Origin of the sequence: Streptomyces sporangiiformans (assembly GCF_005768555.2) — a bacterium.
GTDB lineage: Bacteria > Actinomycetota > Actinomycetes > Streptomycetales > Streptomycetaceae > Streptomyces > Streptomyces sporangiiformans.
Genome location: NZ_VCHX02000129.1, coordinates 150,977 through 168,133 on the forward strand (window position 1 = coordinate 150,977; position 17,157 = coordinate 168,133).

The window sequence follows — 17,157 nt, forward strand, 5'->3', positions numbered from 1 at the left end:
ATCCAGCGAAAGGATCAACCCTCGTTGTCGCGCGGGGTGATGCGGAAATCAAATGGAACATGGCCGGGATCCAGCGCAGTCACGCCCCCGTCCACGGTCAGTACAGCGCCGTTGACGAAGGACGCAGCCGGCGACAGCAGCCAGGCGATGGCCTCGGCCACCTCACGAGGCTCCCCGGGGCGGCGTGCCGGCAGCAGCCGGGTGGCCTCCTCATAGGCTCCGTCGACCCCGGCGGAGGCCAGTCCAGCGTCCTCGGCGAACCGGGCCATGCGGCGGTCGGCCATCTCCGTGCGCACCCAACTGGGGCAGACGGTGTTGGCCCGCAAGCCCTGAGGCCCGTAGTCCACAGACAGCGACCGGCACAACTGCAGCAATGCCGCCTTGGAGGTGGCGTAGGCGGCATTGCCCACCCCGTTGCGCAGGGCGGCGACCGAAGCGACCGCGACGACAGATCCCCGGGCCCGGAGCAAGTGCGGCAATGCCGCCCGCATCAGAAGGAAGGGGCCGGTGAGATTGGTACGAAGCACCGCGCCCCAGTCCTCATCGGACAGTTCCCCGACACTCCCGCTGCGTCCCACTCCCGCATTGACGACCAACCCATCGAGTCGACCGAATCGCGCGACCGCAGTTTCGACGAGGTGAAGAACAGCGTCCGGGTCGCCGCTATCAGCCGGGCAGGCCAAGGCTCCGGTCTCCTCAGCGACGCGGTGCAACGGCTCCGGTCGCCGCCCGGAGACGACAACGTCATGCCCGGCCGCCCGAAGCAGCCGCGCGGTTGCCGCACCGATCCCCGTTCCTCCCCCGGTCACGACCACCACACGCTGATCCGGCATGGACGTTCGGCCTCCTGTCACGATCGGATCGGGCGACGTGATCTTACGTGGCTGCGGACCGGCGACCAGTGTCAGCGTGGCCAACGCGACTACATCAAGCCGAAGTCGAACCCTGCACCCACGGCCCGGCCAAAGGCGCCGGCGAAATGTGCGAGGCCCTGCGCGGTGCGGCTGCGAGACCGGTGAGACAGCCCCGGCCTGGAGTTCAGCTCACGCCCCGAATCCGGTGCGCGACTGTCCGTTCGCCTCGTGTTGGCCACAAAGCCCAGCTACTCACACGCCGACTTCCACATGACCGGAGCAGTGGACTCACGGCGACCGCCCCGCAATCTGGCCAACCATCAGGAGTTCAACTCAAAAGACCAGGTCAGAGTGCATCTGACCTGGTCCCAAGCGGAGCCGCCTTCGGGATTCGAACCCGAGACCTACGCATTACGAGTGCGTTGCTCTGGCCATCTGAGCTAAGGCGGCGTGCTGTCCGCACTATGGTGCGATCGGCAACGCCGGTAAGTCTACACAGTTTCCGGGGGTGCTCCGTACGTGCCCTGGGGGCACCCCCGGACCTCCTCGTGATCAAGCTGCTGAGCAGCGTTTTCCCTTGACCGGCGGGGTGCCCTGCAGGAGGTAGCGGTTGATCGTGGAGTCGATGCAGGTGCTGCCGCGGCCGTAGGCGGTGTGGCCGTCGCCGTTGTAGGTGAGGAGGGTGGCGGAGGAGAGCTGGGCCGCGAGCGACCGGGCCCAGGGGTAGGGGGTGGCGGGGTCGCGAGTGGTGCCGACCACGACGATGGGGGCGGCGCCCTTCGCCTCGATGCGGTGGGGTTCACCGGCCGGCATCACGGGCCAGTACGCGCAGTTCAGGGAAACCCAGGCGAGGCCCTTGCCGAAGACCGGGGAGGCCTTCTCGAAGGACGGGAGGGCTTCCTCGACGGCCTCGGGAGAGGCAAAGGCCGCCGGCAGGTCCAGGCAGTTCACCGCCGCGTTCGCGAACATCAGGTTCGCGTACTGTCCGTCGGCGCCGCGCTCGTAGTAGCTGTCCGAGAGAACGAGCAGGCCCGCCCCGTCCTCGTACTTCATGGCCATGGTGAGGGCCTCGCGCAGCTGCGGCCAGGCCTCCTCGTCGTACATCGCGGCGATGACGCCGGTCGTCGCCAGTGCCTCCCCGAGCTCGCGGCCGTCGGCGTCGCCCGCGTCGATGGGCGAGGCGTCGAGCCGCCGGAAGAAGGCCTTCAGGTTCTTGCCGACCCGCTTCGGAGTCGTCCCCGGGCCGCCCAGCGGGCAGTCGGACTGGCGTACGCAGTCCCTGGCGAAAGCCTGGAAGGCTGTCTCGAATCCGGCCGTCTGGTCCTCGTTCGTCCTGCGGGCGGTCAGCGACGGGTCCATCGCACCGTCCAGGACCAGGCGCCCCACCCGGTCCGGGAACAGCCCTGCGTACGTGGCGCCCAGGAACGTGCCGTACGAGGCGCCGACGTACGTCAGCTTCTTGTCCCCCAGCACGGCCCGCAGGACGTCCATGTCGCGGGCCGCCTCGACCGTGGACACATGGCGCAGCAGCTTGGCCGAGCGCTGCCCGCAGCCCTCCGCGAACTCCTTGTAGGCGTCGACCAGTGCGCCCTTCTCCCGCGCGTTGTCGGGAGTGATGTCGGTCTGCGTATACGTGTCCATCTCGCGACCGGTGAGGCATTCGACCGGCTCGCTGCCGGCGACGCCGCGCGGGTCGAGGGCGACCATGTCGTAGCGGGCGCGGACTTCCGCCGGGTAGCCGATGGCCGCGTGCGCCTGGAGGTAGCCGACGGCCGAACCGCCCGGGCCGCCCGGGTTGACCAGCAGCGAACCGAGCCTCTTGCCCGGGCCCGTCGCCTTCTTTCGGGCGACGGCCAGACTGATGTCGCCGGAGGCAGGCTTGGCGTAGTCGAGCGGCGCCTTCAGCGTGGCGCACTGGAAGCCGGGGACGCCGCAGCCGCGCCAGTTCAGCTTCTGCCCGTAGTACGAAGCGAGTGCCGACGGGGTGGCCTTGGGCAGCGCGGCAAGTGCCGGGGCTCCTGCCGGGCCGGCGGAGCTCGCCCAACCCCCCGCGGAGCAGGCTGACATGAGCAGTCCGGCGGTCGCGAGCAGAGCGCCGCACGCGCGAAGGGAGGACCGGTGGGAACGGATGGACCGGGCCCGGATTGACCGGCCCGGAGTTGGCCTGAGCTGGCGCCTGGTGTGCATCCTGCGAGAGTAACTGTGAGCGATCGAGATATCACTGAGAGTTGCTGTCGCGACTCATATGAGTGACCTCGTCAAATCTCCTGGACGGGGCCTGCCGCACGGCAGCCTGGCACGCAGGGACCCGCCCCACCCCCACAGCAACCTGCCGCACGGCGGGCTGCCAGTACCGCCCCGTTCACCCCGCCCGCAATGCCATCGTCATCGCCTCCACCGCCAGCAGCGGCGCCACATTGCGGTCGAGGGCCTCGCGGCAGGCGGCGATCGCGTCTATGCGGCGCAGCGTGGCTTCGGGGGACGTCCCTCGCGCGAGGCGCTCCAGCGTGTCCTGCATCTCCGTGTTGGCGAGGGCGACGCTGGTGCCGAGCTGGAGGGCCAGGACATCGCGGTAGAAAGCGGTGAGGTCGATCAGGGCGAGGTCCAGGGTGTCGCGCTGCGTACGCGTTCTGCGGCGCTTCTGCTTGTCCTCCAGCTCCTTCACCACACCCGCGGTGCCGCGCGGCATGCGGCCGCCCTGGGCCGCGCCGAGCGCCGCTTTCAGCTCCTCGGTCTCCTTGGCGTCGATCTCCTCGGCCATCTGCTTGGCGTCCTCGGCGGCCGCGTCGATCAGCTCCTGGGCCGCCTTGAGGCAGCCGCCGACGTCGTCGATGCGGAGCGGGAGCCTGAGGACGGCCGCGCGGCGCTCGCGGGCGCGCGCGTCCGTGGCCAGGCGGCGAGCACGGCCGATGTGGCCCTGGGTGGCGCGGGCGGCGATGGCCGCCACGTCCGGCTCGATGCCGTCGCGGCGTACGAGGACGTCGGCGACCGCGGCCACGGGAGGCGTCCGGAGCGTGAGGAGGCGGCAGCGGGAGCGGATGGTGGGCAGTACGTCCTCGATGGAGGGCGCGCACAGGAGCCAGACCGTGCGGGGGGCGGGCTCCTCGACGGCCTTCAGCAGTACGTTGCCCGCGCCCTCCGTGAGGCGGTCGGCGTCCTCCAAGACGATGACCTGCCAGCGGCCGCCGGCCGGGGACATCTGGGCGCGGCGGACCAGGTCGCGGGTCTCCTTGACGCCGATGGAGAGCAGATCCGTGCGGACGATCTCCACGTCGGCGTGGGTGCCGATCAGACTCGTGTGGCAGCCGTCGCAGAACCCGCAGCCGGGGACTCCGCCGAGGGCGCGGTCGGGGCTGAGGCAGTGGAGGGCCGCCGCGAAGGCCCTTGCCGCGGTGGAGCGGCCCGAGCCCGGCGGGCCCGTGAACAGCCAGGCGTGCGTCATCTTCGACGCCTCGGGGAGCGGGGTGCCGGCGGCCACCGCCGTGACCAGGGTGTCGGCGTCCCGGGCGGCGGCTTCGAGCTGCGCGCTCACCTTCTCCTGCCCCACCAGGTCGTCCCATACGGGCATCCGGTTGCCGCCTTCCGTCGCGCACGTGCCCTGCCGCGTCCCATTGTGCGGGAGGGGACTGACAACGCAGGCACGGCAGCCGGCGCCGTGGATGCGGCGGCCCCGGCCAGATCGATCAGATCCCGGCAGCGTGCACGCCGCCGCCGACGCCGACGCCGTACGTCAGCGGCCCCGGCGGCGCCCCCGCCCCTCGTCCCAGCCCTCGTCCTCGCGCGGGCCCAGCAGCTCGTCCGCCAGCGACGGAAGATCGTCGAGCGGGGTCTCCTCCGCCCAGTCCGAGCGTGAACGTCGATGGGAGCCGTCCTCGGCGTCGAACTGGGGCAGCTCGCGTGTGCGGGCGTCGGAGCCGTCGGGCCTCGGCGACTCGTCCCGGAAGTACCCCGGCGGCACCCGGTCGTCCGTCGAGTCGCTCGTCCGCCCGCCCCCGCGGTCATCCCGCGCGGCACGGTCCTCTCGTACGGGAGGAAGGACGGCCGTCTCATCGGCGGCCCCCTGCGGCTCCGGAGGCTGCGGCAGCACGGCCGTTTCCTCGGCGTCCGGGCCGGTGCCCTGGGGCGCCACGGGAGGCAGCACGGTGGTCTCGTCGTTCGGTCCCGCGGGCGAGTTCGCCGGCGTGTTCTTCGGCGCGTTCGTCGGCGCGTTCGTCGGGGTCACGATGGGCGTCGGCACCGTGGTCTCGTTGTCACTCGCGGTCCCCGACGATCCGGAATCCTCCGTACCGGCAGAGGGAGAACCCGCGGCCGCCGCCGTCGCAGCCGCCGAAGCCGCTGCCGCCGCCCTCCGGGCCTCCTCGGCCCGGACCAGCGCCTCCTCGGCCTTCCGCTGCTTCTCCAGGCGCCGCTCCTCCGCCTCCGCGCGGAGCCGCGCCTCCTCGGCGGCCTGCTTGCGCAGACGCTCCTGCTCGGCCGCGCGCGCCTGCTCCTCGGCGAGCCGCCGCGCCCGCTCCTCCTCGGCGCGCCGCCGTGCCTCTTCGGCCCGCTGCCGGGCCTCCTCGGCCTGCCGCTCGGCCTCGCGCCGCTGCGCCTCCTCCAGCTCGCGCTTCTTGCGCTCCTCTTCCTCCGCGCGCAGCCGGGCGAGCTGCTCCTGGCGCTCGCGCTCCAGGCGCTCCTCCTCGGCCTTGCGGGCGGCCTCTTCCTCGGCGCGCCGCCGCGCCTCCTCCTCGGCCGCCTTACGGGCCTCCTCCTGGGCCTTCACCTCGGCCTCGGAGAGCGGCAGCAGCATGTCGAGCCGATGCCGGATGACGGTGGTGACCGACTCGGGCTCCTGCCCGGCGTCGACCACCAGGTAGCGCGTGGGGTCGGCGGCCGCGAGCGTCAGAAAACCGGACCGCACGCGCGCGTGGAACTCGGCGGGCTCCGACTCCAGCCGGTCCGGCGCCTCCGTGAACCGCTCGCGGGCGGCTTCCGGCGACACGTCGAGCAGCACCGTCAGATGCGGTACGAGCCCGTTCGTCGCCCAGCGGTTGATACGGGCGATCTCGGTCGGGGAGAGGTCACGCCCCGCTCCCTGGTACGCCACAGAGGAGTCGATGTACCGGTCCGAGATCACGACCGCGCCCCGCTCCAGCGCGGGCCGCACCACGGTGTCCACGTGCTCGGCGCGGTCCGCGGCGTACAGCAGCGCCTCGGCCCGGTGCGACAGCCCGGCCGAGGACACGTCCAGCAGGATCGACCGCAGCCGCTTCCCGACGGGGGTGGCGCCCGGCTCGCGCGTCAGCACGACCTCGTGCCCCTTGGCCCGGATCCACTCCGCGAGTGTCTCGGCCTGCGTCGACTTCCCGGCCCCGTCGCCACCCTCCAGAGCGATGAAGAAGCCGGCGGTGGCTTGCGCCTGCACGGGGTCGTCCCCGCCGCGCAGCGCGTCCCTCAGGTCGTGGCGCAGCGGCACCCCGGAACGGTCGTCGATCTTGGCCAGCACCAGTGCGGCGACCGGCAGCAGCAGCGCGCCGACGAGCATCAGGGTGAAGGCGGCGCCGCCGTGCGCGAACACGAACTTGCCGCTCTCCAGCCGGTGCCGCCCGATGGCCGACGCCACCACGGGGCCCATCACGGCGCCCAGGGCGACGTAGACCCGTACGACCGCGTGCAGGTGCTCCGTCGTCCGCGCCCGCCGGTCGTCCTCGGTCTCCTGGTCGAGCAGCGTGTGCCCGGTGTTCGCGGCGACGCCCGCGCCGACGCCGGCGAGCGCCACGATCAGGATCACCGTGGCGACGTCCGGGACGAGCCCGGCTGCGAGCAGCGCGACCCCCGTGAAGGCGATCGCCAGGGCGAGCAGCCGGCGCCGCGAGAGGGACGGCAGCAGGGAAGGTGCCGTACGGATCCCGGCGACCGTGCCACCGGTCAGCGCGAGCACGAGCAGCCCGTACGTCACCGGTCCGCCGCCCAGGTCCTTGGCGTGCAGCACGGCGACGGCCACGGCGGCAGCGACCGCCCCGCCGACGGCCGCGCAGGCGAAGACCAGCAGCGGAATCGCGCCGGTGCGCCCCTTGTCGACGCCGGTGCCGGTCTTGGGGCGGCGCAGGCCCTCGAGCGGCGACCGCGCGCGCGGGGTGCGCGCGTCGGGCAGTTCGAGGAACGTGAGTACCGACAGGGACGCGGCGAACAGGCCCGCGCAGACGTACGACGCGAGCGCCGCCTGGTGCTGGTCGAACCAGGCCAGTCCGGCACCGAGCAGGTTGTTGACGAGCCCGGCCAGGACGAGGGCGGCAGCCGCGAGAGGCACCGCCACGAATCCCGTACGCAGCGACAGGCGACGCAGTGCGTCCATGTGGTCCGGCAGCGGGCGGACCGAAGCGCCCTCCGGGGGCGGCGGGGGCAGCAGCGCGGGCGCCGCACTCTCGCGGCACACCGTCCAGAAGCGCTCGGCGACCCCCGTCACGAACGCGGTCACCAGGATCACGGCGAGCGCGTCCTCGGGCGTCCAGTCGATCCACAGGGGCGCGATGATCAGCAGCGCGACCCGCAGGCCGTCCGCGACGACCATGGTCCAGCGGCGGTCGAGCGGCCCGTCCGGCGAGGTGAGAGAGGTGAGCGGTCCGAGGAGCACGGCCCCGAAGAGCAGTGTCGCCAGAACGCGCGTCCCGAAGACCGCTGCGACGGCGAGCGCCACTCCTCGGTAGCCGCCGCCGAAGGAGGCTTCGGCGATCGCGGCCTGGAAGGCCAGGACGACCAGGACGAGCAACGCGAGGGCGTCGCCGACATCGCCCACCAACTGGGCGCTCCACAACCGCTTCAGCTGCGGCCGACGCAGCAGGGCGCGGACAGCGCGCTCCCGGGAGTCTGCGACCAGGGCTTCGTCGGGGGCCGCTGTCTGGGCCGTAGGCTGCTCGGCTCGCGTCATGCATTCAGCCTATCGGCAGGCGCTGACGCCCCGAAAAGGAGCCCGACACATGCGGACGCAAGGCCTCCGAGGGGCGCCGCACATACGGACGCGAGGCCTCCGGAGGGGCCGCCGCGCTCCGTTCGGCCCTCGCCGGACGACTTTCCTCCGGGGCGAACGCACGAACGCCGCGGCGATCGATGCACGATCGCTGCGGCGTCGATGCGCGAAGGAGCGACCACCGCGGGCGCGAAGGCCCGCCGCGGCCCGAAGGCGCGAGCTCAGCCCTCGGAAGCCGCCGACTTCTTGGCGGCTGCCTTCTTGGCGGGGGCCTTCTTCGCGGCCGTCTTCGAAGCCGCCGTCTTCTTGGCGGCCGTCTTCTTGGCAGGGGCCTTCTTGGTGGCCGTCTTCTTGGCCGCGGCCTTCTTCGTCGTCTTCTTGGCGGGCCCCTTCGCCCGCTTCTCCGCGAGCAGCTCGAAACCGCGCTCCGGAGTGATCGTCTCGACGCTGTCGCCGGACCGGAGGGTCGCGTTGGTCTCGCCGTCGGTGACGTACGGCCCGAAGCGCCCGTCCTTGACGACGACCGGCTTCCCGCTGACCGGGTCCTCGCCGAGCTCCTTCAGCGGCGGCTTTGCGGCGGCGCGGCCACGCTGCTTGGGCTGGGAGTAGATCTCCAGCGCCTCTTCCAGCGTGATCGTGAAGAGCTGCTCCTCGGACTGGAGCGAGCGCGAGTCGGTGCCCTTCTTCAGGTACGGCCCGTAGCGCCCGTTCTGCGCGGTGATCTCCACGCCCTCGGCGTCCTTGCCGACGACGCGCGGCAGCGACATCAGCTTGAGCGCGTCCTCCAGGGTCACCGTGTCCAGGGACATCGACTTGAAGAGCGACGCCGTACGCGGCTTGACGGCGTTCTTGCCGGTCTTCGGAGTGCCCTCGGGGAGCACCTCGGTGACGTACGGCCCGTAGCGCCCGTCCTTGGCGACGATCTGGTGGCCGGTGACCGGGTCGGCGCCCAGCTCGAAGTCACCGCTCGGCTTGGCGAGCAGCTCCTCCGCGTACTCCACCGACAGCTCGTCCGGAGCCAGATCGTCCGGGACGTCCGCGCGCTGGTGGATCTCGGAGTCCTTCTCACCGCGCTCGACGTAGGGGCCGTAGCGCCCGACGCGCAGCACGATGCCGTCGCCCACGGGGAACGACGACACCTCGCGTGCGTCGATCGCGCCCAGGTCGGTGACGAGCTCCTTGAGGCCGCCGAGGTGGTCCCCGTCGCCGTTGCCCGCCTCGGCCGCGGTGCCGACGCCGTTCGCCGTGGCGGAGCCGCTGTCGGGGGCGGTGTCGCCGAAGTAGAACCGCTTCAGCCACGGCACGGACTGCGCCTCGCCCCGCGCGATGCGGTCGAGGTCGTCCTCCATCTTGGCGGTGAAGCCGTAGTCGACGAGCCGACCGAAGTGCTTCTCCAGAAGGTTGACCACGGCGAAGGACAGGAAGGACGGCACCAGGGCCGTGCCCTTCTTGAACACGTAACCGCGGTCGAGGATGGTCCCGATGATCGACGCGTACGTCGACGGGCGGCCGATCTCGCGCTCTTCGAGCTCCTTGACCAGGCTGGCCTCGGTGTAGCGGGCCGGGGGCTTGGTGGCGTGGCCGTCGACCGAGATCTCGTCGGCGGACAGCGGGTCGCCCTGGCTGACCTGCGGCAGCCGGCGCTCACGGTCGTCGAGTTCGGCGTTCGGGTCGTCCGCGCCCTCGACGTACGCCTTCAGGAAGCCGTGGAAGGTGATGGTCTTGCCGGACGCGCTGAACTCGGCGTCGCGGCCGTCGGAGGCCGTGCCACCGATCTTCACCGTGACGGAGTTCCCGGTCGCGTCCTTCATCTGAGAGGCGACGGTCCGCTTCCAGATCAGCTCGTAGAGCTTGAACTGGTCGCCGGTCAGTCCGGTCTCGGCGGGCGTGCGGAAGCGGTCGCCGGAGGGGCGGATCGCCTCGTGCGCCTCCTGCGCGTTCTTGACCTTCCCGGCGTACGTCCGCGGCCGGTCCGGCAGGTAGTCGGCGCCGTACAGCTGGGTGACCTGCGCGCGGGCGGCGGCGACCGCCGTGTCCGAGAGGGTCGTGGAGTCCGTACGCATGTAGGTGATGAAGCCGTTCTCGTACAGCTTCTGCGCCACCTGCATCGTGGCCTTCGCACCGAAGCCGAGCTTGCGCGAGGCCTCCTGCTGCATCGTCGTCGTGCGGAACGGCGCGTACGGCGAGCGGCGGTACGGCTTCGACTCGACGGACCGTACGGAGAAGTTTGTGTGTTCCAGGGCGGCGGCGAGCGCCCGGGCGTTCGCCTCGTCCAGGTGCAGGGTGTTCGCGCTCTTCAGCTGCCCGAGCGAGTCGAAGTCACGCCCCTGGGCGACGCGCCTGCCGTCGACCGTCGTCAGGCGAGCGACCAGGGAGGACGGGTCGCTCCGGTCGCCTGCGCGGCCCGTACCGAAGGTGCCCGTCAGGTCCCAGTACTCGGCCGAGCGGAAGGCGATGCGCTCGCGCTCACGCTCGACGACCAGCCGGGTCGCCACGGACTGGACACGGCCCGCCGACAGACGCGGCATGACCTTCTTCCACAGGACCGGCGACACCTCGTAGCCGTAGAGGCGGTCGAGGATACGGCGCGTCTCCTGGGCGTCGACGAGCTTCTGGTTGAGCTCGCGCGGGTTGGCGACGGCGGCCTGGATCGCGGCCTTGGTGATCTCGTGGAAGACCATCCGCTTGACCGGGACCTTGGGCTTGAGCACCTCCTGGAGGTGCCACGCGATGGCCTCGCCCTCGCGGTCCTCATCGGTGGCGAGGAAGAGCTCGTCTGAGTCGCGCAGGAGGTCCTTGAGCTTCTTGACCTGCGCTCGCTTGTCGGCGTTGACGACATAGATGGGCTGGAAGTCGTGCTCGACGTCCACGCCGAGGCGTCGGACCTCGCCCGTGTACTTCTCGGGGACTTCCGCGGCGCCGTTCGGGAGGTCGCGGATGTGCCCGACGCTCGCTTCGACGACGTAGCCGGGGCCCAGGTAGCCCTTGATCGTCTTCGCCTTGGCAGGCGACTCGACGATGACGAGTCGGCGGCCGCCGTGTGCGGTCTCGCTGGTCGGGGACAACTTCGCTCTTCTCTCCGGTCGACGCGGGGGGTCTCGCCCCGGGCTTTGTTCCCGAGGGTCGGTCATGCTGACGCTGCGGAGTGTGACGGTACATCCCGCCCCCGTGTCAAACGGGAAAAGCTCGCAACGGCCACTCGAACGGTAACCCGACTCCCGCCATTCCTGCCGCCCGGAGTGTGGACCAGCCACTTCGACCCTATCCGGAGGGTTACCTATCAATTACCGAACGGCAAGATGGCGACGGCGGGTGATCCGGCCGGCCGACCTTCCCGAGACGACAACTCCCGCCTGCCGGAAGCCGACACTCCGGATCGGTGGAGTCGGGCACTTCGGAGACCGGAGGCGTGCGCTCCAGTGACCGGAGGCCGATCCTCCGGAGACTGGAGTCACACCGGGATCCGGTCTTCGGTCACACCGGAACCAGGTCTTCGGTCACGCCGGAGCCCGGTCTTCTCAGACGTGGGTGAAGCACCACACCGCGAGGAGGAGAGCGCAGGCCCCGGCAAAGCTCGCGACCATCGCCGAGGCGACCGGACTCACCCCGTCGGCAACGGGTCCGCCGTGCCTCAGCCGGGCCGCGGTCCACACCAGCAGTCCGGCTCCGAACAGGGCGAACACCGCTCCCGTAAAGATCGCCGGTCCGCTCTCCATGGTTCGTTCCCTCCGCTTTGGGGTGCCCAAGGACGGGAGGCTGACACCTCCAGGAGGCCGGAACGCGAACCCACGGTGAATTCGGGGCGTATCCGCCCCGCGGGGGACCCAAGGGGCCGGGTCTCCAGGTCCCCTGGGCCCCGGAGACCCCAGCGACCCCAGCGACCCAATCGATCCCAGTGACCCCATTGATCCCAGGGGCCCGGAAAGTGCCCCCAAGGCCCCGAGCCCCAGGACCTCAGCGGCTGGCCGCAGTGTCCACACCAGCAGCCACAGCCGATCACACCGTTGGCGCAGTCGGTCGCCGTGTCGACTGCCACGACATGGCCGTCCGGCCAGTCCTCCTTCGCCTTTTCGTCGTCGTCACCGCCGAGCCCGACGACCGCCCAGGCGGGGAACTTACGGCGCCGCCCGCCCTGAGGACCTCGGAACCGGACTGCCCCGGCGGTCCACCCGCATAAGACGCGGCGAAACCAGCGCCCGCGTAGGGCGGGGCGGATCGCTCGCGTACGGATTCCCTGACTCGTACGGGCTCCGGGAGCCGGAGCCCTGCCAGGAGTCCGCCCCCGACGGTGCCGCCCGGAGTGTGCGGCGTCTGCGCGGTGTGGGGTCTGGGGAGTGTGCGGCGCCGGTGCTGCGGTCGTGGGCGTGTACGAAGCCTGCTGCGGTAGTGAACCGCCCAACGCGAGGGCGCCGCCCTGCCCCGCTCCGGCGAGCGCCCCGGGCGTCGCGGGTCCCGCCCCTCTCGCGTCACCCCGCCGGTTCGAGAAACCCCTGCTCAATCAGCAGGCGAATCTGCGCGGGCGTCCGGTCCCGCAGCAACACAGGGTCCTCGCCGACCAGTTGCGCGATGGCATCCAGAATCCGCCCGGCGCTCAGTGTGCCGTCGCACACGCCCGCGAAGCCCGCCCCCACCGTGTCCACCTGTGTGGCCCTCCGCATCCCGCGGTGCTGGCGCAGCACGACATGCTCCGGATCCTCGGCGCCCGGCAGCCCGACCTGCTCCTGCACGATCTCGCCCGCGAGTTTGAACTGCCCGGCGAGCAGGGCCGCGTCGTCGTGGGCGCGGAGATAGTCGACGCGGTCGAAGTGCGCGCGCACGGTCTCGCCGAGCGGCTGTTCGACGGGATGCGGCCACTCCTCCGCGACGATCGACGGCTGCGCCGCCCCCGACTTGCGCAGGGTGATCCACCCGAAGCCGACGGACCTGACCTTCCGCGCCTCGAACTCGTCGAGCCACGCGTCGTACCGCGCCCGGTACTCCACCGGATCCGAGCGGTGGTCGCCCGCGTCCCGCAGCCACAACTCGGCATACTGCGTGATGTCCTGCACCTCACGCTGCACGATCCAGGCATCGCACCCACGCGGCACCCACGACCGGAGCCGGTCCTGCCAGTCCTCCCCTTCCACGTGCTGCCAGTTGGCGAGAAACTGCGCGTACCCGCCGTCGTTGAGCCGCTCTCCCGCCTGCTGGACGAGCGTGCGGCACAGATCGTCCCCGCCCATCCCGCCGTCGCGATAGGTGAGCCGGGCGCCGGGAGAGATGACGAAGGGCGGGTTCGAGACGATCAGGTCGTACGTCTCCTCGGCCACCGGCTCGAAGAGCGGGCCCTCGCGCAGATCGGCCGCCGGCGCGCCGGACAGCGCGAGCGTGAGGGCGGTGATGTGCAGTGCGCGCGGGTTGAGGTCGGTGGCGGTGACCCGCGTGGCGTGCTGTGCGGCGTGCAGCGCCTGGATCCCGGAGCCGGCGCCGATGTCGAGCGCGGACGCGACGGACGTCCGTACCGTGATGCCGGCCAGGGTGGTGGAAGCGCCGCCCACGCCGAGTACGACCCGCTCGTCCCGGCTGCCGATGCCGCCGGCTCCGCCGACCGCGCAGCCCAGGTCCGAGACGATGAACCAGTCCTCGCCGCCGGGCCCTCCGTACGGCCGGACGTCGACCGTGGCCGCGACCTCGTCCCCGCCGGTCCGGGTCAGCCATCCGCTCTCCAGGCACCCCTCCACCGGCAGTACGTCCGCCAGGCGCGCGTGCGGCACCGGCTGCTGCAGCAGGAAGAGCCGTACGAGCGTCTCCAGTGGCGTGTCCCCCCGGGTCGCCCGTAGAGCGGGGACGGTCTCGCTCCGCGCCAGCGCCGCGTACGCGGGGGCGCCCAGCAGATCGAGCAGGCCGTCGGCACTGAAGGAGGCGCTCAGGAGGGCGTCCCGCAGCCGCGCGGTGACGTCGGGACGGTCGGACGAGGGCAGCGGTGCCAGGCTGGGGTTACTCACGCCTCCATTGTGTCCGTTCCCGCCCACGGCGGAGCGTGCGCCTGTGGACACCCGTGCCGAGGGGCCCGGCACGCGCGCGTACCGGGCCCTCCTTCGGTTGACGAACGATCGGTCTCCCTGGGGTCAGCCGTTGGTGACCGACGGAGCCGGGGAGGCGGACTTGCAGCTCTCCTGCTTGGCCATCGCCTTGCGGACCTCGCCCTCCTCCAGCTTGCTGAGAGCGTCGTTGCCGCTCTGGCTCAGCTTGTCCAGCTCGGTGGCGATGTCCTTGAGCCCGTCGGCGAACTTCCCCTGGTCCTTCGTGTCGAGACCGTCGATCTGCTTCTTGAGGTCGGCATACGACGAGGAGATGGAGCTGAGTTCCGTGACGGCGTCCGTCTGCTTCTTCTCGCCGCCCTCGACGTCCGGAGCCCCTGCCGTTTTCACGGCGGAACCCATCGCCTTGTAGGCGTCGGACATGTCCTGGAAAGCCTGGGAGTCCGTCTTCTGGACGTCCTCCGGCGTGCTGTTGTCCGAGGTCTGCTTCTGGATGGAAGCGTTGGCGGCCTCGATCTTCTTCGCCTGGGGCTGCACCGCGTCACAGACCTGCTTCGCCCAGGAGTTCAGCTTGTCGCTGCTGTCGTCGCCGCCGCATCCTGACAGCGCCAGTACCAGTACCGCACCGCCGGACAGTGCGGCCGCGAGCTTCTTGTTCACCGGATTGGTCCCTTCCATGGCTCTCGGCCCCGGAACATACACGCCAAGTCGACGACATCCACACGGCGAGCATCCAATCTGTCCCTTATTGTAGCCATTTGCACCAAGCGAGATAAGGCTCACGAACACGGCGTGAACACAGACGGGCGGGCGGACGGCACGCCAACACGCGCCGCCCGCCCGCCCGTTGAGGCGGAACCTGACCAGCCCTAAGGGCGGGCCTCGGAAGAACCGCTCACGAAACCACCGCCGCGTCCGGAGACTTGGCGGCCCGCTCGGAGTTGCCTTCGTCACTCACGGCGATCCCGCGCCGCTTGGACACGTACACCGCGCCCACGATCACGGCGAGCGAGAGCACCGCGATGAGTACGCGCATGCCCACGCTCTTGTCCTCCCCGAACGAGAACTTGACGACCGCCGGCGCGATGAGCAGCGCCACCAGGTTCATCACCTTCAGGAGAGGGTTGATTGCGGGACCCGCGGTGTCCTTGAAGGGGTCGCCGACCGTGTCACCGATCACCGTCGCGGCATGGGCCTCGCTGCCCTTGCCGCCGTGGTGACCGTCCTCGACGAGCTTCTTCGCGTTGTCCCACGCGCCGCCGGAGTTGGCGAGGAAGACCGCCATCAGCGTCCCGGTGCCGATCGCGCCCGCGAGGAACGCGCCGAGCGCGCCGACCCCGAGCGTGAAGCCGATCGCGATCGGCGTCAGTACGGCGAGCAGGCCGGGCGTGGCCAGTTCGCGCAGCGCGTCCTTGGTGCAGATGTCGACGACGCGCCCGTACTCGGGCTTCTCGGTGTAGTCCATGATCCCGGGATGCTCGCGGAACTGCCGCCGCACCTCGTAGACCACGGCCCCGGCGGACCGCGACACCGCGTTGATCGCCAGCCCCGAGAAGAGGAAGACGACCGCGGCACCCGCGATGAGCCCGACCAGGTTGTTGGGCTGCGAGATGTCCATCATCAGGTTCATCGGCGCGCCCTCGCCGGAGACCTTCTCGCCCACTTCGTTCGCGGCCGTGAGGATCGCGTCACGGTACGAGCCGAAGAGCGCCGAGGCCGCGAGGACCGCCGTGGCGATGGCGATGCCCTTGGTGATGGCCTTCGTCGTGTTGCCCACGGCGTCGAGGTCGGTGAGCACCTGCGCGCCCGCGCCCTCGACGTCACCGGACATCTCGGCGATGCCCTGCGCGTTGTCGGAGACCGGACCGAAGGTGTCCATGGCGACGATGACGCCGACCGTGGTGAGCAGACCGGTACCGGCCAGCGCCACCGCGAAGAGCGCCAGCATGATCGACGTACCGCCGAGCAGGAAGGCCCCGTACACGCCGAGGCCGATCAGCAGGGCGGTGTAGACGGCCGACTCGAGGCCGACGGAGATACCGGCGAGCACGACGGTGGCCGGGCCCGTGAGCGAGGTCTTGCCGATGTCCCGTACAGGCCGGCGGGTGGTCTCGGTGAAGTAGCCGGTCAGCTGCTGGATCAGCGCGGCCAGCACGATGCCTACGGCGACCGCGACGAGCGCGAGGATCCGCGGGTCGCCGCCATGGCCGATGATCTCCTCGTCCGTGACCCCGTCCAGTCCCGCGTACGAGGACGGGAGATAGACGAAGGCCGCGATCGCGACCAGCGCGAGCGAGATCACCGCGGAGATGAAGAACCCGCGGTTGATGGCGCTCATGCCACTGCGGTCGGTTCGGCGCGGGGCCACCGCGAAGATGCCGATCATCGCCGTGATCACACCGATCGCGGGAACGATCAGCGGGAAGGCGAGCCCGAAATCGCCGAACGCCGCCTTGCCGAGGATCAGCGCGGCGACGAGCGTGACGGCGTACGACTCGAAGAGGTCTGCGGCCATGCCGGCGCAGTCGCCGACGTTGTCGCCCACGTTGTCGGCGATGGTCGCGGCATTGCGCGGATCGTCCTCCGGAATGCCCTGCTCGACCTTGCCGACCAGGTCGGCGCCGACGTCGGCGGCCTTGGTGAAGATGCCGCCGCCGACACGCATGAACATCGCGATCAGTGCGGCGCCGAGACCGAAGCCCTCCAGGACTTTCGGCGCGTCGGCCGCGTACACCAGCACCACACAGGAGGCGCCCAGCAGACCGAGCCCCACCGTGAACATGCCGACGACACCGCCCGTACGGAAAGCGATCTTCATGGCTTTGTGCGAGACCTCGGTGAGATCCTTTTCCGGCTCACCTTCCGCCGGACTCGCTTCCCGTGCCGCGGCGGCCACGCGAACGTTGCTGCGCACGGCGAGCCACATGCCGATATAACCGGTGGTCGCCGAGAATGCCGCGCCGATCAAGAAGAAGACCGATCGTCCGGCGCGCTGATTCCAGTCGTCCGCGGGCAGCAGCATGAGCAGGAAGAACACCACGACGGCGAATACCGCGAGCGTGCGCATCTGCCGCCCCAGGTAGGCATTCGCGCCCTCCTGGATCGCCACCGCGATCTTCTTCATGCTGTCGGTGCCCTCGCCGGCCGCGAGTACCTGGCGCACCAGGGTCCCGGCGACCACAAGGGCCGCAAGGGCGACGACCGCGATGAAGATCACGATCAGCCGGTTGTCGTCGGTCAGAACCGCAGCTGCGAGGGTTGTGGGTTGGTCAAACTGATGAGGGGTAGAAAGCCCCGCCATTCGTCCTCCTTGACGCTTGGGCTGAGCTCAAGATGT

At 70.8% G+C, this 17,157-nt stretch carries 9 protein-coding genes and 1 tRNA gene; all 10 read right to left on the reverse strand.

Features of this window, described 5'->3' with window-relative positions; translation table 11 throughout:
- Positions 1-14: 14 nt before the first annotated feature.
- Positions 15-833 carry an SDR family NAD(P)-dependent oxidoreductase gene (locus FGD71_RS18175; RefSeq protein ID WP_119101498.1) on the reverse strand — a complete coding sequence of 273 codons (819 nt, stop codon included), beginning with the start codon at positions 831-833 and terminating at the stop codon, positions 15-17.
- A 397-nt stretch (positions 834-1,230) separates the two neighbouring features.
- Positions 1,231-1,304, reverse strand: a tRNA-Thr gene (locus FGD71_RS18180).
- 102 nt (positions 1,305-1,406) lie between these two features.
- Positions 1,407-3,041 (reverse strand): alpha/beta hydrolase, encoded by a 1,635-nt coding sequence (locus tag FGD71_RS18185; protein ID WP_119101499.1) that lies wholly within the window; start codon positions 3,039-3,041, stop codon positions 1,407-1,409.
- 175 nt (positions 3,042-3,216) lie between these two features.
- Positions 3,217-4,422, reverse strand: coding sequence for a DNA polymerase III subunit delta' (locus FGD71_RS18190; protein ID WP_119101500.1), 1,206 nt, complete (start codon positions 4,420-4,422; stop codon positions 3,217-3,219).
- Between the two features lie 162 nt (positions 4,423-4,584).
- Positions 4,585-7,761, reverse strand: coding sequence for a dTMP kinase (gene tmk / locus FGD71_RS18195; RefSeq protein WP_119101501.1), 3,177 nt, complete (start codon positions 7,759-7,761; stop codon positions 4,585-4,587).
- Between the two features lie 260 nt (positions 7,762-8,021).
- Positions 8,022-10,865 (reverse strand): type I DNA topoisomerase, encoded by a 2,844-nt coding sequence (gene topA, locus FGD71_RS18200; protein WP_119101502.1) that lies wholly within the window; start codon positions 10,863-10,865, stop codon positions 8,022-8,024.
- A 453-nt stretch (positions 10,866-11,318) separates the two neighbouring features.
- The gene (locus tag FGD71_RS18210; protein WP_119101503.1) at positions 11,319-11,516 is read right to left on the reverse strand and encodes a hypothetical protein; all 198 of its coding nucleotides are present in this window, start codon (positions 11,514-11,516) and stop codon (positions 11,319-11,321) included.
- Between the two features lie 750 nt (positions 11,517-12,266).
- Positions 12,267-13,784, reverse strand: coding sequence for a DUF7059 domain-containing protein (locus FGD71_RS18215; RefSeq protein ID WP_119101504.1), 1,518 nt, complete (start codon positions 13,782-13,784; stop codon positions 12,267-12,269).
- 123 nt (positions 13,785-13,907) lie between these two features.
- Positions 13,908-14,498, reverse strand: coding sequence for a small secreted protein (locus FGD71_RS18220; protein ID WP_119101505.1), 591 nt, complete (start codon positions 14,496-14,498; stop codon positions 13,908-13,910).
- Positions 14,499-14,715: 217 nt separating this feature from the next.
- Positions 14,716-17,121, reverse strand: coding sequence for a sodium-translocating pyrophosphatase (locus FGD71_RS18225; RefSeq protein ID WP_119101506.1), 2,406 nt, complete (start codon positions 17,119-17,121; stop codon positions 14,716-14,718).
- Positions 17,122-17,157: the final 36 nt, after the last annotated feature.